This is a genomic window from Tenacibaculum soleae, assembly GCF_001693415.1.
GTDB classification, from domain to species: Bacteria; Bacteroidota; Bacteroidia; order Flavobacteriales; family Flavobacteriaceae; genus Polaribacter; species Polaribacter soleae.
The window spans coordinates 21,654-46,568 of record NZ_MAKX01000002.1; the positions used below are offsets into that span (position 1 = coordinate 21,654).

23 protein-coding genes are annotated in these 24,915 nt (G+C 30.1%); 11 read left to right on the plus strand and 12 right to left on the minus strand.

Annotation, left to right across the window (positions count from 1 at the left end; genetic code table 11):
* Nucleotides 1-26 precede the first annotated feature (26 nt).
* From BA195_RS07345 to BA195_RS07380, 8 genes are all read right to left on the minus strand, one after another.
* Nucleotides 27-1,100, minus strand: coding sequence for an esterase-like activity of phytase family protein (locus tag BA195_RS07345; protein ID WP_068704031.1), 1,074 nt, complete (start codon nt 1,098-1,100; stop codon nt 27-29).
* A 2-nt stretch (nt 1,101-1,102) separates the two neighbouring features.
* Nucleotides 1,103-1,771, minus strand: coding sequence for a lysoplasmalogenase (locus BA195_RS07350; protein ID WP_068704032.1), 669 nt, complete (start codon nt 1,769-1,771; stop codon nt 1,103-1,105).
* 176 nt (nt 1,772-1,947) lie between these two features.
* Entirely contained in the window at nt 1,948-2,613 is a 666-nt protein-coding gene (locus BA195_RS07355) for a lysoplasmalogenase (RefSeq protein ID WP_068704035.1), read from the minus strand.
* A gap of 49 nt (nt 2,614-2,662) precedes the next feature.
* The gene (gene ligA, locus BA195_RS07360) at nt 2,663-4,660 is read right to left on the minus strand and encodes an NAD-dependent DNA ligase LigA (RefSeq protein ID WP_068704038.1); all 1,998 of its coding nucleotides are present in this window, start codon (nt 4,658-4,660) and stop codon (nt 2,663-2,665) included.
* Nucleotides 4,661-4,684: 24 nt separating this feature from the next.
* A complete protein-coding gene (locus BA195_RS07365) occupies nt 4,685-5,248 on the minus strand; it encodes a hypothetical protein (protein ID WP_068704040.1) in 564 nt (187 codons plus the stop codon).
* Between the two features lie 369 nt (nt 5,249-5,617).
* Nucleotides 5,618-5,992, minus strand: coding sequence for a hypothetical protein (locus BA195_RS07370; protein ID WP_141677670.1), 375 nt, complete (start codon nt 5,990-5,992; stop codon nt 5,618-5,620).
* Nucleotides 5,993-6,097: 105 nt separating this feature from the next.
* Nucleotides 6,098-7,540 (minus strand): glyceraldehyde-3-phosphate dehydrogenase, encoded by a 1,443-nt coding sequence (locus tag BA195_RS07375; RefSeq protein ID WP_068704042.1) that lies wholly within the window; start codon nt 7,538-7,540, stop codon nt 6,098-6,100.
* 134 nt (nt 7,541-7,674) lie between these two features.
* Nucleotides 7,675-9,051, minus strand: coding sequence for a trypsin-like peptidase domain-containing protein (locus BA195_RS07380; RefSeq protein ID WP_068704043.1), 1,377 nt, complete (start codon nt 9,049-9,051; stop codon nt 7,675-7,677).
* A 133-nt stretch (nt 9,052-9,184) separates the two neighbouring features.
* On the opposite strand from BA195_RS07380, the gene dapF reads away from it, so the two are divergent.
* The 4 genes from dapF (at nt 9,185) to BA195_RS14540 (ending at nt 12,290) form a co-directional block, all read left to right on the plus strand.
* A complete protein-coding gene (dapF, locus tag BA195_RS07385) occupies nt 9,185-9,955 on the plus strand; it encodes a diaminopimelate epimerase (protein ID WP_068704045.1) in 771 nt (256 codons plus the stop codon).
* Nucleotides 9,955-10,479: a GNAT family N-acetyltransferase gene (locus tag BA195_RS07390; RefSeq protein ID WP_068704046.1), complete on the plus strand. Its 525-nt coding sequence runs from the start codon at nt 9,955-9,957 to the stop codon at nt 10,477-10,479. Before dapF ends, BA195_RS07390 begins: the two co-directional genes overlap by 1 nt.
* The gene (mltG, locus tag BA195_RS07395; RefSeq protein ID WP_068704047.1) at nt 10,472-11,500 is read left to right on the plus strand and encodes an endolytic transglycosylase MltG; all 1,029 of its coding nucleotides are present in this window, start codon (nt 10,472-10,474) and stop codon (nt 11,498-11,500) included. The genes BA195_RS07390 and mltG overlap by 8 nt, the downstream gene beginning before the upstream one ends.
* Nucleotides 11,501-11,699: 199 nt before the next feature.
* Nucleotides 11,700-12,290, plus strand: coding sequence for a peptidoglycan-binding protein LysM (locus BA195_RS14540; protein ID WP_084443149.1), 591 nt, complete (start codon nt 11,700-11,702; stop codon nt 12,288-12,290).
* Nucleotides 12,291-12,341: 51 nt separating this feature from the next.
* Here BA195_RS14540 and BA195_RS07400 read toward each other — a convergent pair whose 3' ends face one another.
* Genes BA195_RS07400 through dnaA form a run of 3 tightly spaced genes read right to left on the minus strand, consistent with a single transcriptional unit; the run spans nt 12,342 to nt 14,931 of the window.
* Nucleotides 12,342-13,049 carry an SAM-dependent methyltransferase gene (locus BA195_RS07400; protein WP_068704048.1) on the minus strand — a complete coding sequence of 236 codons (708 nt, stop codon included), beginning with the start codon at nt 13,047-13,049 and terminating at the stop codon, nt 12,342-12,344.
* Nucleotides 13,049-13,504, minus strand: coding sequence for a low molecular weight protein-tyrosine-phosphatase (locus BA195_RS07405; protein WP_068704050.1), 456 nt, complete (start codon nt 13,502-13,504; stop codon nt 13,049-13,051). The genes BA195_RS07400 and BA195_RS07405 overlap by 1 nt, the downstream gene beginning before the upstream one ends.
* A gap of 2 nt (nt 13,505-13,506) precedes the next feature.
* Nucleotides 13,507-14,931: a chromosomal replication initiator protein DnaA gene (gene dnaA / locus BA195_RS07410; RefSeq protein WP_068704051.1), complete on the minus strand. Its 1,425-nt coding sequence runs from the start codon at nt 14,929-14,931 to the stop codon at nt 13,507-13,509.
* Nucleotides 14,932-15,102: 171 nt separating this feature from the next.
* On the opposite strand from dnaA, the gene BA195_RS07415 reads away from it, so the two are divergent.
* The 6 genes from BA195_RS07415 (at nt 15,103) to BA195_RS07440 (ending at nt 21,968) form a co-directional block, all read left to right on the plus strand.
* Nucleotides 15,103-15,510: an acyl-CoA thioesterase gene (locus BA195_RS07415; protein ID WP_068704052.1), complete on the plus strand. Its 408-nt coding sequence runs from the start codon at nt 15,103-15,105 to the stop codon at nt 15,508-15,510.
* A 16-nt stretch (nt 15,511-15,526) separates the two neighbouring features.
* Nucleotides 15,527-16,099 (plus strand): cob(I)yrinic acid a,c-diamide adenosyltransferase, encoded by a 573-nt coding sequence (locus BA195_RS07420; RefSeq protein WP_068704054.1) that lies wholly within the window; start codon nt 15,527-15,529, stop codon nt 16,097-16,099.
* 101 nt (nt 16,100-16,200) lie between these two features.
* Nucleotides 16,201-16,422 (plus strand): DUF2795 domain-containing protein, encoded by a 222-nt coding sequence (locus BA195_RS07425; RefSeq protein ID WP_028889331.1) that lies wholly within the window; start codon nt 16,201-16,203, stop codon nt 16,420-16,422.
* A gap of 133 nt (nt 16,423-16,555) precedes the next feature.
* Nucleotides 16,556-19,909: a preprotein translocase subunit SecA gene (gene secA / locus BA195_RS07430; RefSeq protein ID WP_068704056.1), complete on the plus strand. Its 3,354-nt coding sequence runs from the start codon at nt 16,556-16,558 to the stop codon at nt 19,907-19,909.
* A 174-nt stretch (nt 19,910-20,083) separates the two neighbouring features.
* Nucleotides 20,084-20,941 (plus strand): UDP-2,3-diacylglucosamine diphosphatase, encoded by an 858-nt coding sequence (locus BA195_RS07435; RefSeq protein ID WP_068704058.1) that lies wholly within the window; start codon nt 20,084-20,086, stop codon nt 20,939-20,941.
* A 4-nt stretch (nt 20,942-20,945) separates the two neighbouring features.
* Nucleotides 20,946-21,968 (plus strand): glycosyltransferase family protein, encoded by a 1,023-nt coding sequence (locus BA195_RS07440; protein WP_068704063.1) that lies wholly within the window; start codon nt 20,946-20,948, stop codon nt 21,966-21,968.
* Here the strand turns inward: BA195_RS07440 and ung are convergent.
* On the minus strand, nt 21,955-22,617 hold the full coding sequence (ung, locus tag BA195_RS07445) for a uracil-DNA glycosylase (RefSeq protein ID WP_068704064.1): 663 nt from the start codon (nt 22,615-22,617) through the stop codon (nt 21,955-21,957). The genes BA195_RS07440 and ung overlap by 14 nt on opposite strands.
* Nucleotides 22,618-22,654: 37 nt before the next feature.
* Here ung and BA195_RS07450 point away from each other — a divergent pair, with 37 nt between their 5' ends.
* Entirely contained in the window at nt 22,655-24,862 is a 2,208-nt protein-coding gene (locus BA195_RS07450) for an endonuclease MutS2 (RefSeq protein WP_068704065.1), read from the plus strand.
* Nucleotides 24,863-24,915 lie beyond the last annotated feature (53 nt).

Below are 24,915 nucleotides of genomic sequence, written 5' to 3' on the forward strand. Positions count from 1 at the left end.
CTATTAATTACTAACCTTAATACGTTTTACTTCTCATCAATTTCTAACAATAAAAACTGATTTAATTGCTTGCCATATACCTGAAAATTATCATCAGAGACTAAAATTAAAGACCTATTACCGTTTGATAATTTAGGTCCCAAGGTAATCCCTTCAATATTATCAATTATTGTATCTGTTAATTTATGTTGTACATTTTTAAAATCAAAAACTAATTCTTTTTTTAATGGAATATACGCTTCGTTTTTTAAAGATTTAATACTTAATGTATTTGTTGATTCTTCTTTAATTGTTGCTTTAAAAATTCTGATGGTATTTCCTAAAGTACCGTAACCACTTTGATAAATTCTTTCAACAATAAAAAAATGATTCTTTTGGTATTCTAAAATAGCTGTTACGCCATTTAAATTTATGTTTCCTTTTGCAGGGTTGTCTATTTTTTCTAATTGGTACGCAAATTGTTTTGTTGCTTTTTTTGTTTGATTATCAAAATACGTAATTCTAATTGGTGATTGTGTTTTATGAAACGTTGCTTCCTCTCCATCGGCAGCTAATACACCTTCCATAGCAACCCAAAAACCTTTCTTGTCAAAACTTTTTGAAGAACCTTCAAAAACTGCGTTATGTTTTGGTTCTGCTTTAGAATTTGCTTTAAAATAACTTGGAATATTAAATTCTTTTTGAAATTCGCCTTTCATATCAACAGCGAAAATTGTTGGGTTTTTACCTATGTTGATAGCCCCTTCACTTACTAAGTTAATTTTATTATTTGAAATAAAAATAGACTCTAAATCTAGCGCATTCTGTTTAGAAAAAGAATTTGTATTATCTAATTTAATTACTTTTTTAAAATTTATCGATTTTATTGAATCTTCTTCAATTTGAATACCTCCAATTATAACTCTCGGTTTTTTTGCATCATCAACAACCATGTAATATTGGTTCTCATGATAATCTATACCTGAAATACCACCTATTACAGTGTTATCTATTAATAAAGAGTCTTTAACTATATATTCGTTTAAAAAATGCAGTTGTAATTTTTCTTTTTTACAAGACACAAAGCACAAAGCAATAATTAGTAATCTTACTGTTTTCATTTTTAAATTTTATTAACTTCTTCTCTTACAATTAATCCTTTTACGGTTAAATATTGTGCAGTGATATATAATAAAATTACAAAAAAGTCAAGTATTTTATTATACTCATAATATATATTTAAAATAATAAAACCATCAGCAATGACAAAAAATATGGCACTAAAAAACAATAACAAATTTCCTTTTGATTTTTCTTGCTGATAATTTAAAAATGTAACTGCCCCATATATCGACACCACTAGTCCATATTCAGCTACAGGAATTAACATGTCTTTTAAGTTATCAAAAACTACATACATGATTGTTAAAAAATATGTCATGTACGGGACAGTAGAAAGAACCATTCTTGTAAATGATTTCTTTTCAAGAAAACCAACTATTATTTTTATATATAATACGTGAGTTACTAAAAAAGAAGCTACTCCAAAAACAAAATAACTTTGATCAGCTAACAAAAGAACATCACCTAAAAAAGCAAAAAATAGCCCTAAAACCAACCACCAATTAACTTTTTTTTTCGAAAAAAAATACACTACTAATAACGAAATCATTAATAATGGTTTAAAAACAATTTCCATTGTTTTATTTTGAAAAACTACAGCAAAAATGTCAGCTACCGAAACAATAAAAAATAATATAGTTGCTACTACTATTTTAGTTTTTTTTGTCATACTTATTTTATATGATTTTATTTAAAATAATTTTAATCGTTACTTTTTTAGCTTTTTTAATTTTTCTTTCAGAATGTAGCAATATAGTTTTTTATATAAATTACTACTACTATTTTTTAGCTTTTATTTTTTTAACAAAATAATTCAACTTTTTAAATGGTATAACATTTAAAAAGTTACTTATACTTCTTGTTATTTTTAAGCATTGAATTTACTATTAAATACTGAGACACAACATATAAAATAATGATTAAAACATCAAACATGTGCGTTGGTTGATAAAAATTATTCAACGCTATTAAACTATCAGATGCTATAAACAGAATAGCACCTAATAACAACCATAAATTGGCTATTGTTTTATTTTCTTGATAATTTAATAAAGTACAAGTTCCAAACGTAGAAATTGCAACTCCATACACAATTACCGGAGCTAACATTTCTCCTAAATTATCTTTTATTAAAAATAGGACACCTGCAAATAAGGTAACAAATATAATTGCGGCTTTTATCACCTTTATAAAAGATTGTTTTTTTAAAAAACTAGATATCATTTTTATATACATAATATGCGCTATTAAAAATGACGCTAACCCAAACACAAAATAATTTGTTTTATCTAACAGAAATACATCACCCCAAAATGAAAAAAACAAAGCAGATATTAACCAAAAATTGACTTGTTTAACAGAAACTAAATAAACAACTACTAAAGCCATCATTAACAAAGGTTTAAAAATAATTTCTAAACTTTTATCTTGAACTATTACAGCGTATACATCTATAATAGCAACTAGTAAAAACAATATAGAGGCAATGGTTTTTTTAGTTTTTTTTGTCATTATTTCTTTTGGAGTTTAATTTACTATTAATCTAAAACTTATAAGTCATTTAACTTATCATATCTATAAAATATTGCTCTGTAATAATTGGTATCCCTAAACTTTCAGCTTTCGCTAATTTACTTGGCCCCATATTATCACCTGCAACAATAAAACTTGTTTTTTTAGATATTGATGAACTTACTTTTCCGCCATTATCTTCAATCGCTTTTTTTAGCTCATTTCTACTCATTTGATGAAAAACTCCTGAAACCACAAATACCTTTCCCGTAAGCTTATCTGTTTGCCCCTCTAAACTTTCAGCTGAAACTTCTAATTGAACTCCATGTTTTTTTAATCGATCAATCAATTGAATGTTACCTAAGTTATTCGAAAAATCAATAATACTTTGTGCTATTCTTTCTCCTATTTCATCGACTGAAATCAATGTTTCAAAATTAGCAGCCATTAAATTATCTATCGATTTAAAATGTTTGGCTAGTTTTTTTGCTACGGTTTCTCCAACAAAGCGGATACCTAAAGCAAATAATACTTTTTCGAACGGAATTTCTTTTGACTTTTCAATTCCAGCAATCATATTTTGCGCCGATTTTTCTGCCATTCTTTCTAACGGAATTACTTGCGCTGTTGTTAAGTCATATAAATCTGCATAGTTTTCAATCAACCCTTCTTTACGTAACAAATCAACAGTTTCTCCTCCTAATCCATCAATATCCATCGCTTTTCTACTGATAAAATGTTGGATTCTTCCTGTTATTTGTGGTGCACATCCAAATTCATTTGGGCAATAATGTTTTGCATCACCTTTTGTTCTAACTAATTCAGAATTACATTCGGGACAATGCGTTATATAAATTGTTGGCTCTGAATTTTGTGGTCGTTTTGTAAAATCAACCGCAATAATTTTAGGAATAATTTCTCCACCTTTTTCTACAAAAACAGTGTCATTTATTCTAATATCAAGTTTTTCAATTTGATCTGCATTGTGTAATGAAGCTCTTTTTACAGTTGTACCTGCTAATTGTACTGGTTTTAAATTTGCTACCGGTGTTATAGCTCCTGTTCTACCAACCTGATACGTAATTTCATTCAAAACCGTAGAAACCTGTTCTGCCTTAAATTTATAGGCAACTGCCCAACGAGGGGCTTTGGATGTATAGCCTAATTCTTCTTGTTGTTGTAAATTGTTTACTTTTATTACAATTCCGTCTGTTTCATAAGGTAAATCATGTCGGTTAACCTCCCAGTTATTTACAAAATCAAAAACTTCATTAATTGATTTTACTAAAGCTATTGTTTTTGGTACTTTAAACCCTACTTTTCGTGCATTTTCTAAACTTTCAAAATGCGTTTTATATTTCCTTTCTGATGTAACAACTTGATACAACAAACAATCTAGCGGTCGTTTTGCTACTTCTGCACTATCTTGTAGTTTTAAACTTCCGCTTGCGGTATTTCTAGGGTTTTTATATTCTTCTTCGTTGTTCTCGATTCTTTCTTCATTCATTTTACGAAACCCTGCAAGTGGAAGAATGATTTCCCCTCGCATTTCAAATTCTGAAACGAAATCCTCATTAATTATTAATGGAATTGATTTTATAGTACGAATATTAGTAGTTACATCATCTCCCTGAAAACCATCACCACGTGTTACAGCTTTTACAAACTGACCATTTTCGAAAGTTAAATTAATAGAAGCTCCGTCATATTTAAGTTCACATGTATATTCAATATCATCAGAACCTAACATTTTCTGAATACGTTTTTCCCAATCTAACAAATCGTCTTTAGAGTAAGAGTTATCTAAAGAATACATGCGATTTTTGTGGACAACAGTTTCAAAGTTTTTAGTAATTTCTCCACCTACTCTTTGCGTTGGTGAATTTGAGTTGAAAAACTGAGGGTTTTCTATTTCTAATTTTTCTAATTCTTTCAGTTTTATATCAAAATCATAATCTGAAATAGTTGTATTATCTAACACATAATAATTATAATTATGCTGATTTAGCTCTTCGCGAAGCGATTGTATTTTTTGTTGAATTGTCATTAAAATAATAGCGCTAACAATTTATTACTTTTTTACTGTTCCTGTTAAAAACTGTATTCCTTTGGGTAAAGGGTTACCTGATGAACGACGAAAAGAAACTATTTGACCAACATGCCAAGTAGCATCTGCTATGGGACCATTAATAGCATTCCAAAATGGAAATTCTTTTTTACCGAAAATGATTTTATATTGTGATAAATCTTTACTTGTTTTTAAAATATCACTTGCTTGCTTTAAGTTTTCTAGTGTTTTTTTTCGCTTTTCAGCAAATGTCATTTTCGGTTGTTTTTCTCCGTTTTTTTTACTTAAAGTTGCATTTAAAATAACTTGTGATAAGCTTAAAATGTGATCAACCGTTTCTAATGTTGTTCTCGATTCTTTATTTGGTTTAAATACTAAGTCTTTTTTTACCAATCCTTCTGTTGCCCAATAATAACGAAAACCAAGGCCATCTACCATTCTACTAACTACAGCACCTGCTGTATATTCAACAGCTGCATGTGGCACCTCATAATAAGGTAGTTTTGATTGTGAATTAACTGTTACTATCGCTAATAGAAGAAAAAGTGAAGAAAAAAATGGTTTCATATTTTAAAATTTAAGGCTAAATTAAGAAAAGTTTTAGGTAAAAACTTACACCTATTATGTTTAATAATCTTATTTAATTTTAAGTTACAAAATTACAAATATACTTATCAACAAGCTAGGTTATATAACAACAAAAAGCATCACTTTATAAAGTGATGCTTTTTAAATCTTCATTATTGATTAATCCCCCAATTCATCAATTATGATTCCCTTGTGTATTATGCTACAAAGATACTTTAATTAACAATAAACAACCAAACCAATGTATAAATGGTATAAATTTATGTATAAATAACCCTTTATTAAACACCTTTTACTTTTAACAAAAAAACCGAAGCTTTTGCTTCGGTTTACATATACTTATTTTTTTTATCTTTTCAACTTCATGGTATAGACTATATCACCTTCAGTTGCCGAAAATAAAAGTTCTTTCTTATTTAATAATTCTATTTTTAAGCCATTAGCTAAATTTTCATCTTCTTCAAATTTGATAACTTTACTAGCTTCTTCGAGCTTCCAATTACCTCTTTTTTCACTATTATTCATAACAACTTGATACTTTCCATCTGCATGAAAAATCATCCAATTATTATTTTCTGAAAATTCTTGAAGTTCTTCACCAATTTGAATTGATTCTACTTGCCATTTACCTGAAGTTAAAAAATCTAGCTCATTTACTTGTTGTGAAAAAGATGATATTGTTACACTTAGCAACAACAAAAACAGAGAGAATACTTTTCTCATAATTAGGGGGTTAGGGGGTTAGGGGGTTGTGTTTTTCAAATATAGCTAAAAAAAAGCCAAAACAAAAAAATGTTTTGGCTTTTTTTAAGTAATTATTATAATATGTTAATAATATGTGTAACGACGCACCTTAGCAATATGCTTTGCTAAACGCATAACTTGGTGAGAGTATCCATATTCATTGTCATACCAAATATAGATTACAATTGTGTTACCGTCTGCAATAGTTGCTTTACTATCAAAAATTGAAGGCGCTGTTGTTCCAATAATATCTGAAGAAACCAACTCGTTATTTAATGAATATTGAATTTGCTCTACTAAATCACCCTCTAAAGCGTATTGTTTCATTATAGCATTTACTGCTTCAACCGTTGTATTTGAGTTTAATTGTAAATTTAAAATTGCTAATGAACCATTTGGAACCGGTACTCTAATAGCACTTGAAGTTAACTTACCCTCTAAAGCTGGTAATGCTTTTGCTACTGCTTTTCCTGCTCCTGTTTCAGTAATCACCATGTTTAAAGCTGCTGCTCTACCTCTACGATATTTACTATGCATATTATCTACTAAATTTTGATCGTTAGTATATGCATGTATCGTTTCTAAATGTCCTTTTTTAATTCCGAAGTTGTCTTCTAAAACTTTTAAAACTGGCGTAATAGCATTTGTTGTACATGAAGCTGCAGAGAAAATATCTACGTTATCTGGATTGTTTTCTGAATGATTTACTCCGTGTACAATATTTGGAATTCCTTTTCCTGGTGCTGTTAATAATACTTTACTTGCTCCGTTTGGCACTAAATGACGACTCAATGCTTCTTTATCTTTAAAAGCACCTGTGTTATCTATAATTAACGCATCGTTGATTCCGTATTTAGTATAATCAATATCTTCTGGCTTACCAGCAGAAATCATATACACAGTAGTTCCATTGATAATTAATGCATTGTTATCTACATCAACCTGAACAGTTCCTAAGAAATCTCCATGAACAGAATCTACACTTAATAAAGAAGCTCTTTTTTCTAATACTGCCTCGTTAATTTCACCACGAGTAACAACTGCTCTTAATCTTAATTGAGAACCTTTACCCATTTTTGTCATTAACTCACGTGCTAATAAACGCCCAATACGACCAAAACCATATAATACAACATCTTTTGGCTGAATATCTCCTGCCTTTGTTGCATCTTTTAATTGATTTTTTACAAAATCTAATTTATTTGCTGATGCATCATCTTGTAAATGATACTCATATGCTAATTTACCAATATCTAATTTAGATGCTGGTAAATCAATATTCTGAATTGCTTTTGCTATTTCTAAAGCATCGTTAATAGAAATCTCTTTTGCTACAAATTCTTTAGCATAATCGATTAAATTTAAAACCTCACTAGCTCTTTTATCTACTAATGGATTTCTAAATAAAACTAATTCTATCGATTTATCGTACCATAAATCATTAACGATATTAATAAACTCAACCGTAGCTCGTCTTACTTGCGCCTGACCTACTACTTCTTTTTCGTAATTTGTTATTGTTGACATAGTTGTGTGTTAACTAAATTTTAAAAATGTGCTGCAAAAATAGGAATTTCAAACGATTTCGTATCGATTTTGTAATATAAAAATGTCGTTGAAAAAACAATTTTCAACGACATCTGCCCTTATTATTACTTATTTTAAAATCTAAAATATTCTTTTTTTCCTTCAGGACTCATTAGTTCTAGAATCATTTGTTGATTACCTGTATAAGCATCTAGAAGATCAACAGCTTCAGAAGCATTATTAATTTTTTTACCATTAATTTTTGTTAAAACATAACCAGCTCCTACTCTATAGTACTGAAAACCTTTATTGTTTGTCGCTGTAATTTTAGCACCACCCGAAATCCCTAATTTTTTTTGCTCTTTTTTTGATAAGTCTTTTAACTGTACACCAAAAGTCTGAGAAATAAATGTACTTTTTTTACTCAATTTTACTGTTTTCGTTAAATCTTCACCATTTCTACTAACTGTTACATTTACATATTCACCAGGTCTTTTTGCTGTTAACTGTCCTTTTAATTCAGAAAACTTGGAAATTTTAATATTATTTACTTTTTTAATTACGTCTCCCTCTTCTAAACCTGCTTTTAAAGCATCACTATCTTCATCTATCGAACCTATTTTAACACCCTCTAAACCTTCTGTTTCATTATCAATTCCTATTCCTAAAATTGCCTCTTGTACCGATCCGAATTCTAGTAAATCGTTTACAATTTTCTTAGCAATATTTGATGGTACAGCAAAAGAGTATCCAATAAAAGAACCTGTTTTTGATGAAATAGCCGTATTAATTCCAATTAACTCACCTCTCGTATTTACCAATGCTCCACCACTATTACCAGGATTTACAGCTGCATCTGTTTGAATAAAAGCTTCAATATTTTTATTCCCGTCCAAATCACGTCCTTTTGCACTTACAATACCTGCGGTTACTGTTGATGTTAAGTTATACGGATTACCAACCGCTAATACCCATTCTCCAATTTTGGCATTATCAGAGTTTCCGAAAGGTAAATTAGGTAATTCTTCATCTGTCTCAACCTTTAACAAAGCGATATCGTTACTTTTATCAGCTCCAATTAAAACTGCTTTTAATTTTTTCTGGTTATTTAAAGTAATCTCAATTTCATTCGCTCCTTCTATTACATGGTTGTTTGTTACGATATATCCGTCAGGTGAAATAATTACACCACTCCCTGTTCCTACACGTTCATACTTTCTTGTTCCATTTCTTCCAAAAAGTTGCGCATACGGGTTTTGCTGTGTTCTAACTGCTGTATTTTTAACATGCACTACAGCATGTACGGTTTTATCAGCTGCTACCGTAAAATCTGTTGGTCCAGTAGATGAATTTACAACCGTTGGTGTATAATTTGCTTGTACGGTTTGTAAAGTTGGCACCGCTGCTTCTGTTATAATTGTTGGTGTTTTTTCGACTATCATTTTATATCCAGAAAGTGCTACTACACCTCCTAATATTCCGACTCCTAGTGTTTTAAGTATTTTCTTCATGTGATTATAAAATTTAATATATCAAATATAGTATTTTAACATTCTTAATAAATCTGTTTAACTTTGTTTTAACTGATTTTAACCGCTATTTAACACTTATGCTTCGCTGATAAAATATGTATATTTGCCTTCTATGAGTTTAACATTTTATAAATATCAAGGTACCGGGAACGATTTTATTATTATTGATAATCGTACCGCCATTTTTCCTAAAAATGACATTGCTTTAATTTCTAAATTATGTGATAGAAACTTTGGTATAGGAGCCGATGGTTTAATTTTGATAGAAAATGATACTAGTACCGATTTTAAAATGATTTATTTTAATGCCGATGGTAGCCAAGCAATGTGCGGTAACGGAGCTAGATGTGCCGTATCTTTTGCGAATCAATTAAACATATTTAAACAAAAAACAACATTTACAGCTATTGACGGCGAGCATTATGCCGAAATTGATAATGGAATTGTTTCTTTACAAATGATTGATGTAAACGACATCAAAATTAATAACGATTCGGTTTTTGCGTACACAGGAACGCAACATCATGTTGAATTAGTAAATTCTTTAGATGATTATCCTGTTTTTGAAAATGGAAAAAAAATAAGATATAGTTACGATACTCCTGGAGCTAATGTAAATTTCGCACAACAAATTAACAACAATACTTTTAGGGTTAGAACCTACGAAAAAGGTGTAGAAAATGAAACCTTAGCTTGTGGTACCGGAGTTACTGCTGTTGCAATTGCCATGCATGCTACTAAAAAAACAACGCATAATTCAATTAAGTTGCCTGTTGAAGGTGGTTTACTTGAAGTAAGTTTTGAAGAAAAAAAAGGGAATTACACCAATATATTTTTAAAAGGTCCTGCCGTTTGTGTATTTAAAGGCGAAATTAAATTGTAATGAATACCTTAAAAGGCACACATATAAATTTAAGAGCTATAGAGCCTGAAGATTTAGAATTTCTTTTTGAAATAGAAAACAACGAATCTTTTTGGGAAATCAGCCATACCCAAGCTCCTTTTTCTAAATTTATTTTAAAGCAATATTTAGAAAATGCCCATTTAGATATTTATGAAGCAAAACAATTACGCTTAATTATTGAAGATATTAAAGCAAAAAAAACTGTGGGAATGATTGACCTTTTTGATTTTAATCCACAGCACAAAAGAGCTGGTATCGGAATTTTAATTCACCCAGATTATCAGCAAAACGGATTTGCTTATGAAGCTTTACAATTATTAATTAAGTATTGCTTTACACATATACAATTACATCAGTTGTATGCTAATATTACTGCTGATAATAAAAATAGCATCCATCTTTTTACAAAACACAATTTTAACAAAATCGGTGTTAAAAAAGATTGGATTCTAAGCAACAATATATATAAAGACGAAATTTTATTTCAATTGATAAATGAATAAGAAAATAATATACACAGCTATTGCCATTATATTTTTAATTGGCGGAATTATTGGGTTTAATTTTTATCAGAAAATATTTAGCAAAGCGGTTACTAAAAATGGCGCTATTTATATAAAATCTGATGATACTTTTGATGATTTAAAAAAACAACTTGCAAACTATTTAAATACTCCTGATGATTTTATTTGGGTTGCCAAAAAGAAAAAGTTTACCAAACCAAAAGGCGGAAAATACATTCTTAAAAAAGGAATGAGTTTAAATGATATGGTAAACTTATTGAGGAGTGGAAATCAAACTCCAATTAAATTATCATTTAACAATCAAGATTCTTTAGAAAAACTAGCAGGAAGAATAGCACAACAGATTGAAACAGATTCTATTTCATTAATAAAAGTAATGAAGGATGAAGGTTTTTTAGCTAAAAACAGTTTTAATCAAAAAAATGCCTTAGGAATGTATATTCCGAACAGTTATGAATTTTACTGGAATACCTCTGCTGAAACATTCCGTACAAAAATGCTCCGTGAATACAACCGTTTTTGGAACTCATCGCGTTTAGAAAAAGCTAAAAAACTAAATCTATCAAAAAAGGAAGTAATTACTCTAGCTTCTATCGTTCAAAAAGAAACTGCTAAAAAAAGTGAACGTCCAATTGTAGCTGGCTTATATTTAAATAGATTAAGAGACAGTTGGCCTTTACAAGCTGACCCAACAGTTATTTATGCCATTAAACAACTTAAAGGACAAGATTTTATAGTAAAACGTGTTTTAAATAAAGATCTTAAAATTAAATCGCCTTATAATACCTATCAAAACACAGGTTTACCGCCATCGTTAATAGCTATGCCCGATGTATCATCAATAGATGCTGTTTTGAATTACAAAAAACACAACTATTATTATATGTGTGCTAGTGTTGATAAAATTGGCTTTCATGATTTTGCCAATTCATTAGCGCAACACAACAGAAATGCTGCTAAATATCAACGATGGATTACCCAACGAGGAATTAATAGGTAAATATTTAACATAATTTTATTCACAACATAACACTTAAAATATTATAAAATATATAATATATTTATGTTTTTACTAGTTTTTAAGCAACAAATCAACGAATAATTAGCAACATATCTATTTATTAATTATTTCAAACAACTGAACACTAGGGATTTAAGTAAATTAATGTACCTTTGCGCCGCCAAATAGAAAGCAATTAATTATCAAGAATATAGTATTTATATGTTTAGGTTTTGTTTTACTTGTTAGTTTTACAACTTCAAAAATAAAAAAAGAAAAAACTACACTCAATCCAACTACAACAGCACACTATGCTGAGAGTTTTAACATTCCTTTTTTAACAAAAGATTTTGTTGGTTTTAAAGAAGCGTTAGCTTTTAAAGAATCTCAAGGAAAATATAGAATAGTAAATAAACTAGGTTATTTAGGGAAATACCAATTTGGAAGAGAAACCTTAAAAAGATTTAGAATTTATAACACTCAAAACTTCCTTAAAACACCTGAATTACAAGAAAAAGCTTTTATAGCTTACTGTAAAGTAAATAAATGGATTTTAAGAAAAGATATTAAACGAAGTGTTGGTAAAACTATTAATGGTGTAAAAATTACTGAATCCGGTATTTTAGCAGCAGCTCATTTAAGTGGTGCTGGTAATGTTAAAAAATACCTACGCTCTAACGGAGTTATTAGATTTAATGATGCTTTTGGAACCTCTATAAAATCATATATGAAAAAATTTGCTAACTATGATGTATCAAATATCAGTGCAAATAAAAAACCGAGCGTTTAAAAAAATTAAATTATAAATAAAAAAATAGCACCTAAATAGGTGCTATTTTTTTTAGTTTTTATGAAGTATAAAGATTGCTGGTCGTTTATGTAAATCTGTTTTTTTATTTTTCCATTCTTTTATCGTGAAAGTTTTTATATACTCAGATGGTAATGTTATATCACAAGCAACACAAACTCGGGTATCTGGCGATAAAATAGCACGTAAATCATCTAGCATTTTTTCATTTCGATACGGAGTTTCTATAAAAATTTGAGATTGATTTTTATCTCTAGAAATTTTTTCTAATTCTTTTATAGCTCTTTTTCTATCTGATTTATCAATAGGTAAATAACCGTTAAAAGCAAAGTTTTGACCATTCATACCCGACCCCATCATTGCCATTAAAATTGATGATGGCCCTACTAAAGGCACCACCTGAACCCCTCTTTCATGAGCCAATTTTACAATACTAGCTCCAGGATCTGCAACTGCCGGAACTCCTGCTTCAGACAACAAACCTATTGAAGTCCCAGAATCACATACATCTAAATAATTTTGAATTTCAATATCGTTTGAATATTTATCTAACAATAATAACTCTAAAGAAGGTTGCGCCTTTTGAGGTGTAATTCTTTTTATAAATCTTCTTGCTGATTTTTCATTTTCTACAATGAAATGATCAAGATGCTCTATTACCTTTTTAACCGAAATAGGCATTACCTCTAAAGGCTCTGTATCACCTAAAGTTGTTGGTATTAAGTATAATTTACCTTTCATTAATAATTTAATTTTGATGCAATAATTTCACAAGACTCCTCTAACATCTTATACACATTTTCAAAACCTTGCTTACCTCCGTAGTACGGATCTGGAACATTTTTATTTTCTGACGGATACAACTCGTTTAAAATCATTTTTACTTTTTTAATATCTTTATAATCATCAGTCATCGAAACAACATCATTATAATTACTTTGATCCATTGTAAAAATTAAGTCAAACTCTTTAAAATCTGATTTTATAAATTTTCTTGAACGTTGTTTTGTAATATCTATTCCGTATTTCTTAGCTACTTCAATAGATCTTACGTCAGGTAATTCGCCCACATGATGCCCAGCTGTTCCTGCTGAGCTAACTTTAAAAAAATCAATTGGTAATTTTGATTGTAAAATACCTTCAGCCAATGGCGAACGACAAATATTCCCCAAACAAACCATTAGTATTTTTTTCATAATTACATTGTTAGTTTCTTAGTTAAATCTTCAACGTACTTTTTAAATTGCTTATCTGTTTCGGTTAAATTATCAACAGTTTTACAAGCGTGTAACACCGTAGCATGATCTCTTTTACCTATTTGACTACCAATACTTGCTAAAGATGATTTAGTCATACGTTTAGCAAAATACATAGCTAATTGACGAGCTTGTACAATATGTCTTTTTCGAGTTTTTGATTGTAAAGTAGCAACATCCATATCAAAATACTTTGATACTACTTTTTGAATATAATCAATAGAAACTTCTTTCTTAGTATTTTTAACGAACTTATCAACTATCTCTTTTGCTAGTTCAACCGTAAATTCTTTTCTATTAAAAGAAGCTTGTGCAATCATAGAAATGATAACTCCTTCTAATTCACGTACATTCGATTTTATATTTTTAGCAATATACTCAACAATTTCCTCAGGCATTTCAACACCGTCTCTATATAATTTATTTTGTAAAATAGAAACTCGTGTTTCAAAATCTGGAGCCTGTAACTCTGCTGACAAACCCCATTTGAAACGAGATAACAAACGCTGTTCAATATCTTGCATATCAACAGGCGCTTTATCAGAAGTTAAAATTACTTGTTTTCCATTTTGATGTAAATGATTAAAAATATGAAAAAACACATCTTGTGTTCCTGTTTTTCCTGATAAAAACTGAACATCATCAATAATTAACACATCAACCATTTGATAAAAATGAATAAAGTCATTTCTTGTATTCGATTTTACCGAATCAATAAATTGTTGCGTAAATTTTTCTGAAGAAATATATAAAACCGTTTTATCGGCATACTTATCTTTTATTTCAACACCAATTGCGTGTGCTAAATGTGTTTTTCCTAAACCTACTCCTCCATAAATTAGTAACGGATTAAACGAGGTTCCTCCAGGTTTATTTGCAACCGCCATACCTGCTGATCTCGCCAACCTGTTAGAATCTCCTTCAACAAAATTAACAAAATTATAGTTAGGATTTAATTGGGACTCTATCTTAACCTTTTGTAATCCTGGAATAACAAAAGGGTTTTTTAACTCTCTTTTAGATTCTAAAGGAACTGCTACTTTTTGTGGCTTTAATGGATTTCTATTTGAGCTAGGAATTTTAACCGTTTGTGGGCTATTACTACTATACGTATTTTCCATACGAACATCATAGATTAACTTTGCCTCACTTCCTAATTCTCTAACTAAAGCTACTCTTAATAATTTAATATAATGTTCTTCTAACCATTCGTAAAAAAATTTACTTGGTACCTGAACAGTAAGAGCTCCCCCTGCCAATTTAATTGGCTTAATTGGCTCAAACCAAGTCTTATACGCTTGTGGCTTAATGTTATCTTCTATAAAAGACAGGCATTCATTCCAAACTGAGTCAGCAGTTTTAGTCATTTGGCTTAAAAACTATTTTTGTTGTTAATTTATATTCATTTAAGGGGATTACAGTGCTACCTGTAAGAGTGAACAAAAGTGTGAATAAAATTCAGTATAAAAAAATCAATTCACTATTGATTCTTAATTATTTTTTACGTAACGTTAGCGTAACATAAACTAAAAAACACCTTGAAAAAAAACCAAACAACAATTCGTGTTAGATATGCTGAAACTGATAAAATGGGAGTTGTATACCATGGTAACTATGCACAATACCTAGAAATAGGACGCACCGAGTTATTACGCACTACAGGAATTACTTATAGCAACATGGAAAAAAACGGCGTGATGTTACCTGTTATTTCACTGTCTATCAATTATAAAAAATCTGCTTTATATGATGATGAGATAACCATTATAACTACTCTAAAAAAAACACCAACAGTTAAAATTGAATTTGATTATAAAATCATCAATCAAAACAACGAATTAATTTGCACAGGTAACACTGTATTAGCTTTTATAAACATGAAAACAAAAAAACCAATGCGTTGCCCAAATTATGTTTTAGAAAAACTAACTTTACAAAAACAATAAAAATTCTAGTACTTAAATGAAAATATACACTAAAACAGGAGACAAAGGCACCACCGCTCTTTTTGGCGGAACTCGAGTACCCAAACACCATTTACGAATAGAAAGCTATGGTACTGTTGATGAATTAAACTCGTACATTGGTTTAATAAGAGATAAAAACACCGATGAAATACTAAGAACTTCGCTATCTAAAATACAAAGTGATTTATTTATTTTAGGAGCAATGCTAGCCACTCCGCCTGAAAAGGAAACCTTAAAGAATGGTAAAGAAAGACTAAATATTAATAAAATAACGGATGATTCCATTCAATTTTTAGAAAATCAAATTGATGTTATGAATACATCTTTACCACAAATGACTCATTTTATTTTACCAGGAGGACACGAAACTGTGTCATTTTGTCACATAGCTCGCTGCGTATGTCGTAGAGCTGAACGTTTATCTGTCGCTTTAAATGAAGAAGAAACTATTAACAATGCCGTTTTAATGTACTTAAACCGACTTTCTGACTACCTTTTTGTACTGGCACGAAAATTGACAAAAGACTTAAACGCAGAGGAAGTTAAATGGATTCCTGAAAAACTGTAATTAAAGTTCTTTTTTTATTGATTTAACATTTTTTAAAAAAAACTTGACTTTTTGCAAAAAAAAATTATTTTTGCGACAATCTTATTTAAACAAATAAAGAAATGTATTGGACACTTGAATTAGCATCATATTTAGCAGATGCACCTTGGCCTGCCACTAAAGACGAATTAATCGATTACGCTATTCGTACAGGAGCGCCTTTAGAAGTAGTTGAAAATTTACAAGATATTGAAGATGAAGGTGATTCATACGACTCAATAATTGAAATTTGGCCAGATTATCCGACAGAAGAAGATTATCTTTGGAACGAAGACGAATACTAAAAATACAACCACAAAAAAGTCTCTAATATTATATTAAGAGGCTTTTTTTTTGCTTACTTTTAAGCATACAAACATAACATATAACAAAACTCATTATCAAAAACATAATGAGCTATAAAACAATATTTTACAAATGAGCGTTTTAAATTCGATTCTAAAACTTTTTGTTGGAGATAAACAGCAAAAAGACCTAAAATCACTACAACCGATTGTTGAAAAAGTACAATCTTTTGAAAATTCATTAAGCAGTTTATCTAATGATGGTTTACGTGCAAAAACAATCGAATTTAAATCCAAAATTAAGGACGCTACAAAATCTTTTACAGAAAGGATTACAGCTCTTGAAGAAGAAGCACTAACAGCTGATATTGATCGACAAGAAGAAATATACACCGAAGTTGACAAATTAAAAGACGAAGCTTATGAAGCTTCTGAAGCTGTTTTATTAGCCATTATGCCTGAAGCTTTTGCTTTAGTTAAAGAAACCGCTAAACGCTTTACTAAAAACGATGAGTTAGAAGTTGAAGCAACTGCTTTTGACAGAGAATTATCTGCTACAAGAGACCATATCACTTTAGAAAACGACAAAGCATATTGGGCAAGTTCATGGGATGCTGCTGGTAAAGAAGTTGCTTGGGAAATGGTTCATTACGATGTGCAATTAATTGGTGGATCAGTATTACACCAAGGTAAAATTGCCGAAATGATGACAGGAGAAGGTAAAACACTAGTTTCTACCTTACCTGTATATTTAAACGCCTTATCTGGTAACGGAGTACACGTAGTAACTGTAAATGATTACTTAGCAAAACGTGACCGTGCATGGATGGCTCCTATTTTCGAATTTCATGGTTTAAGTACCGATTGTATCGACTTTCATCAGCCAAATTCAGAAGCTCGTAGAAAAGCCTATAATGCCGATATTACTTACGGAACAAATAACGAATTTGGTTTCGATTATTTACGTGACAACATGGCTAGCTCTAAAGAAGATTTAGTACAAAGAGCTCCAAATTATGCCATTATTGATGAAGTAGATTCTGTTTTAGTTGATGACGCCCGTACGCCATTAATTATTTCCGGACCAGTACCACAAGGAGACCGTCATGAATTTAACGAGCTAAAACCACTTGTTGCCGATTTAGTTGCTATTCAAAACAAATACTTGGTAGGCGTTTTAGCTCAAGCAAAAGCACTATTAAAAGCAGGAGACGATAAAGAAGGCGGATTTTTATTATTAAGAGTTTACCGCGGTTTACCAAAAAACAAAGCCTTAATTAAGTTTTTATCACAAGAAGGAATTAAGCAAATTCTTCAAAAAACTGAAAACTTTTACATGCAAGACAACAATAAGCTGATGCCTGAAGTTGATGCAGAATTATGGTTTACAGTTGAAGAAAAAAACAATCAAATTGATTTAACCGATAAAGGTATTGGTCACTTATCAGAAAAAACACAAAACGATACTTTTTTCGTTTTACCTGATATTAGTGTTATTGTTGGTCAAATTGATAACAGTAATGATTCTCCTGAAGAAAAAGCAAATCAAAAAGAAGAATTATATCGCGATTTCAGTGTAAAAAGCGAGCGTATTCATACTATGAATCAACTTTTAAAAGCCTACACTGTTTTTGAAAAAGATGTTGAATATGTAGTAATGGACAATAAAGTAATGATTGTTGATGAGCAAACTGGTCGTATTATGGACGGTCGTCGTTATTCTGACGGATTACATCAGGCAATTGAAGCTAAAGAGGATGTAAAAATTGAAGATGCTACCCAAACATTTGCAACCGTAACTTTACAAAATTACTTTAGAATGTATCGTAAATTATCTGGTATGACAGGTACTGCGATTACTGAAGCTGGTGAGTTTTGGGAAATCTACAAATTAGATGTTGTTGAAATTCCAACAAACAGACCTATTCAAAGAGATGATAAAGAAGATTTAGTTTATAAAACTACGCGTGAAAAATACAACGCTGTTATTGAAGATGTAGTGCAGTTATCAAAAGCTGGTCGCCCAGTTCTTATCGGAACAACTTCTGTTGAAATTTCTGAATTATTAGGTAGAATGTTACAAATGCGTAAAATTCCTCATAATATATTAAATGCAAAATTACACAAACGTGAAGCTGATGTAGTTGCCGAAGCAGGTAACCCAGGCGTTGTTACAATTGCAACAAACATGGCTGGTCGTGGTACAGATATTAAATTATCAGATGAAGTAAAAGCCGCTGGTGGTTTGGCAATTGTTGGTACAGAGCGTCATGATTCTCGTCGTGTCGATCGTCAGTTACGTGGTCGTGCTGGTCGTCAAGGAGATGTTGGTTCTTCGCAATTTTATGTTGCTTTAGATGACAATTTAATGCGTTTATTTGGTTCTGACAGAATTGCTAAAATGATGGACAGAATGGGATTAAAAGAAGGCGAAGTAATTCAGCATTCTATGATTTCAAAATCTATCGAAAGAGCACAGAAAAAAGTAGAAGAAAATAACTTTGGTGTTCGTAAACGTTTATTAGAGTATGATGATATTATGAACGCACAACGTGAGTTTATATACAAACGTCGTCGTCATGCGTTAGATGGGCAACGTTTACAAATTGACATTGCAAATATGATTTATGATACTTGTAGCTCAATTGTAAAACAAAATAAAATAAAAAATGATTATAAGAACTTCGAGTTCGAATTAATCCGTTTCTCAGCAATGACTTCTCCTTTTTCTGAAGAAGAGTTTAACAAATTTACAGAAGAAGAATTAACCGATAAGTTATATGTAATTGTTTCTGAACATTATAAAAATGATACTGAAAGACACGCTGACAGTGCTTTTCCGGTAATTAAAAATGTTTTTGAAAATGAAGGAGATCGTTACGAACGTATTGTAGTTCCTTTTACCGATGGCGTAAAAACATTGCAGGTTGTTACAAACTTAAAAGAAGCGTATGAATCTGAAGGAAAATCATTAGTAAATGATTTTGAAAAGAATATTACTTTATCAATTATTGATGAAAACTGGAAAGATCATTTACGTAAAATGGACGAGTTAAAACAAACCGTTCAAAACGCTACTTACGAGCAAAAGGATCCTTTATTAGTTTACAAATTTGAAGCTTTTGAATTATTTCAAGAAACGGTTGATAAAGTTAATAAAGAGGTATTGTCATTCTTATTTAAAGGACAATTACCAAGTCAAGATGCATCACAAGTATCAGAAGCTCCGCAACATCAAAAACGTGAACAATTAGACACTCGTAAAGACGAAGTTCAAAATTCAACACAACAAGCAATGAGTAACGCTCGTAATCAACAAACACAAGAGCAGCAAATTGTTGAAACTATTGTTCGTGAGCAACCAAAAATTGGTCGTAACGAAAAAGTTACTATTAAAAATGTAATGTCTGGTGAAGAAAAAGAAGTAAAATACAAACAAGCCATTCCTTTATTAGAAAAAGGAACTTGGGTGTTATACAACAACTAACTTTATCCTATCTATAAAACGTAAAAAGCTCGGTACATACCGAGCTTTTTTACGTTAAAAAAACATACACCTTACTATATAATAAAACTATAATTACCAACACTTTACATTTAGTTTAGTTTAAAAACACATTCGAAAAGTATATTTACTAAAATATATTTAGCATACTTTAAAATGAAAAGACGAAAATTAGATATTGCTGTTATTTCTGATGTACATTTAGGCACTTATGGCTGTAGAGCTAGCGAATTGCACAATTACTTAAAAACAATAAACCCTAAAATATTAATTTTAAATGGTGATATTATTGACATATGGCAATTTAAAAAAAGATACTTTCCTAAGCCACACATGAAAATTATAAAACAACTAATGTCTTATATAACTTCTGGCACAAAAGTATACTACATTACTGGAAACCATGATGAAATGTTACGTAAATTTAAAGGATTTCGTCTTGGTAGTTTTGAAATTGTAAACAAGTTAATACTAGATATTGATGGTAAAAAAGGATGGTTTTTTCATGGAGATGTTTTTGATGTTACCATGCAACATTCTAAATGGTTAGCTAAACTTGGTAGTATTGGATACGACACTTTAATTATGATAAACACTGCCGTAAACTGGACTAGTAATAAATTAGGGTACGGAAGATTATCTTTTTCTAAAAAAATAAAAAACAGTGTTAAAAGTGCTGTAAAATTTATTAATAATTTTGAAAAAATAGTATCAGAAATAGCTATTTCAAAAAACTATGATTATGTGGTTTGTGGGCATATACATCAACCTGAAATAAAACAAATTGAAATAGAAAAAGGGACAACAACATATTTAAACTCTGGTGATTGGATTGAAAACTTAACATCGTTAGAATATTCAAACAAATCTTGGTCTTTGTACGAATATGAAAAAGACAACGTTGCCAAAAACATTCATAAAAATACTTCAATTAATGATACCGAGTATATGAATGCTGAAAGTAGTAATCACAAACTTTTTGAAGAACTTTTAAAAGAATTTAACATTCACTAAAAATATGAAAATTTTATACGCTTTTCAAGGTACAGGAAACGGACACGCAAGCAGAGCTACAGAAATAATACCTTATTTACAGCAAAAAGGGGAGGTTGATATATTAATTAGTGGTTATCAATCTGAATTAAAGCTTCCTTTTAAAGTAAAATACAAATATTACGGATTGAGTTTTATTTTTGGAAAAAAAGGCGGAATTAATTTTTGGGAAACAATTAAAAAAGTTAAAATTAAAAACTTAATAAACGAAATTAAATCTGTTCCTATTGAAAACTATGATTTGGTTATTAATGATTTTGAACCTATTACAGCTTGGGCTGCCAAATTTAAACACACTCAAATTATATCATTAAGTCATCAAAATGCTGTTTTGGATCCTAATGCGCCAAAATATGGAACCTATAGAGTAGAGCGGTTAATTTTAAAATATTATGCCCCTATAAAAACAAAATTTGGTTTTCATTTTAACACCTACTCTTCTGCTATTTTTACACCAATAATACGTAAAAAAATAAGATACAGTAATAATACAAACAAGGGGCATTATACTGTTTATCTTCCTGCTTACAGTGATAAAAAAATCATCAAAGTACTCTCACAAATAACAAACGTAAAATGGGAGGTTTTTTCAAAAAACACTTCCGAGCATATCTTTAAAAATAATGTTATTATAAAACCTATAAATGGTCATAATTTTATTAAAAGCATTAGTTCTTGTAAAGGAGTTATATGTGGTGCTGGTTTTGAAACACCTGCTGAAGCATTGTTTCTACAAAAAAAATTACTGGTAGTTCCTATGAAAAATCAATACGAACAACAATGTAATGCTTTATCTTTAAAACAAATGGGAATCCCTGTTTTAAAGAAATTTAACAAAAACCAAGTTTCTAAAATATCTTCATGGGTAAACACTAAACAATCAATTAAAGTCAATTACCCTGATATTACAGAAGATATATTAGATGCTATTATTTTACCATATTATGATAATCAACAAATAGATTTGGCCGAAATTACCATTGGATAATCTCCTTACCTTTATCTTTTAAAAAAGTGTTTGTTTTAGAAAAATGCTTACTACCAAACCAGCCTCGCCAAGCACCCAACGGAGATGGGTGCGGGGCTTTAAAAATCGTATGCTTTTTAACATCAATAATGCTTCCTTTTTTTTCGGCAAACTTCCCCCAAAGTAAAAATACCACATCCTCTTTTTTTTCAGATATTTTTTTAATCACTGTATCAGTAAAAGTTTCCCAACCTTTTTGTTGATGGCTTCCTGCTTCTCCTTCCCTTACGGTTAAAGTTGCGTTTAACAACAAAACACCTTGTGTTGCCCAACGAGACAAATCTCCCGAAACTGGATATGTTGTTTCTAAATCAGTTTCAATTTCTTTAAAGATATTTTTTAATGACGGCGGATGTTTAACATCTTCATGAACCGAAAAACATAATCCGTTTGCTTGCTTTTTTCCATGATACGGATCTTGCCCAATAATAACCACTTTTAAATCATTAAAACTACAGTAATTAAACGCTGCAAATATTTCTTCTTTGTTCGGAAAACAAGTATGATTTTTATATTGGCTATCAATAAAATCAGTTAAGTTTTTAAAATACGGTTTATCAAACTCGGTTTGTAAAATATTTTTCCAGCTATCACTAATATTTAATTGCATTGTTTGTTATTTTTGCTCAGGTTTCAAATATACTATTTTGACTAAAAACATTTCAGAAAAGACACTTCAAGATTTAGAATTTACAACTGTTTTAAAACAAGTTGCGGAATACTGTATTACAAATTTAGGAAAAGAAAAAACGCTACAAATTCAGCCAATTTCAAACAAGAGAAATTTATTTTTCGAACTAAACTTAGTAAACGAATACCTATCCTCATTTGAAAATGAAAATAGGATTCCGAATCATTTTTTTGAAGATATCTCAGAAGAAACTAAAAGATTATCGATAGAAAACAGTTTTTTAGAAACCGAAGCTTTTTTAAAAGTAGCCTCAGTTACCGAGACTGTTAACGAACAAAAAAAGTTTCTTAAAAAATTTGCAACCTACTACCCTACGCTTTTTAATTTAAGTGATAAAATAGAGTTTACTACTTTTATTTCAGATAGCATCAAAGAAATAATTACTTCGTACGGTGTAGTAGCTGATAATGCTTCACCTATTTTAAAACAACTTAGAAAAGACATTAATAATGTTCGTGGAAAAATAGCCGAAAGTTTTTCACATGCTTTAACCCGAAATATAACCAGTGGTTATTTAGATGATATTAAAGAAACCGTTATTGACAACCAACGCGTTTTAGCTGTTACAGCAATGTATCGTCGTAAAGTAAAAGGTAGTTTGTTAGGATCTTCAAAATCAGGAAATATTGTATACATAGCTCCACAAGCAACGCTTGCTTACAGTAGGGAATTGCAAAATTTAATTTATGAAGAAAAACAAGAAGTTGTAAAAGTTTTAAGAGCTTTAGCTAGTAAAATACATCCTTACACCTATTTACTGAATGAATATACTGATTTTTTAACCCATCTGGATTTGGTGGGAGCAAAAGCAAAATACGCTAGAAGTATAAACGGATTGCTTCCAAAAATTAGCAAAGACAAAAAAATATTTTTTAAAGACGCATTTCATCCCATTTTATGGAAAAAAAATAAAGAACAAAATATCGAAACTTTTCCTCAAACGATTGGATTAGATGAAAAACAGCAAATTATTGTTATTTCTGGCCCTAATGCTGGGGGAAAAAGTATTACTTTAAAAACAATCGGTTTACTACAATTAATGTTGCAAAGCGCTTTATTAATACCTGTTCACGAACGTAGTGAAACTACGTTATTTAATACTATTTTAACTGATATTGGCGATAATCAATCTATCGAAAATCAATTAAGTACTTACAGCTATCGATTAAAAAACATGCGTTCATTTTTAAAAAAATGTAACGAACGCACATTATTTTTAATTGATGAATTTGGTACCGGTTCTGATCCTGAGTTAGGTGGAGCCTTAGCTGAAATTTTCTTAGAAGAGTTTTACGAGCGAAAAGCTTTTGGTATTATTACTACACATTACGCTAATTTAAAAGTTTTAGCTAATGAGCTAGATAATGTTACCAATGCAAATATGCAGTTTGATGAACGTACTTTACAACCTTTGTACAAATTACATGTAGGACAAGCTGGTAGCTCTTTTACTTTTGAAGTTGCTCAAAAAAACGGAATTCCATATAGCTTAATTAATCGTGCTAAGAAAAGGGTTGAAACCGAAAAAATTAGATTAGATAAAACCATTTCTAAGCTTCAAAAAGAACGTAACCGATTACAAAAAACGTCCGATAGTTTGGTTAAACAAAAATCTAAAGGGCAAGAACACATAGAAAGTTTACAAGAAAAAGAGCAAAAAATACAAAGCAAACTTTCAGGTTTTCAAGAACTGTACGATAATAATCAGCGAATGCTTACCTTGGGAAGAAAGACAAATGAATTACTTAATAAGTATTTTCAAACCAATAATAAAAAAGAGTTATCTGCCGATTTTTTTAAATGGGTAGCTAACGAAAAAACAAAACGCATAAAAAAAGCACCTCTTAAAAAACTAACTAAAACTGAGAAAAAACAGGAAAAAGTTATTGCACAAAAACAAAAAGAAGCAATACAAAAGGTAGAAAAAGAAGTACTACAAAAAGTAGTAAAAGTTAGAGCAGAAAAGAAAGAGGAGGCTAAAAAAATAGCCATAGAAAAAGCTGCCTATATATACAAATTAAACGACCGTGTTCGTTTAATTGATGGAAACGCAGTAGGCACTATTGATAAAATAGAAAAGAAAACCGTTTTTATAAATTATGGCTTATTTACAACCAAAGCTAAATTAGAGCAATTAGAACTGGTGGAGCGAGCTAAAAAGTAGTTTTCTTCTTTTAATTTAATAAACCCCTAGTTATTTATTAAAATGAAAATCAA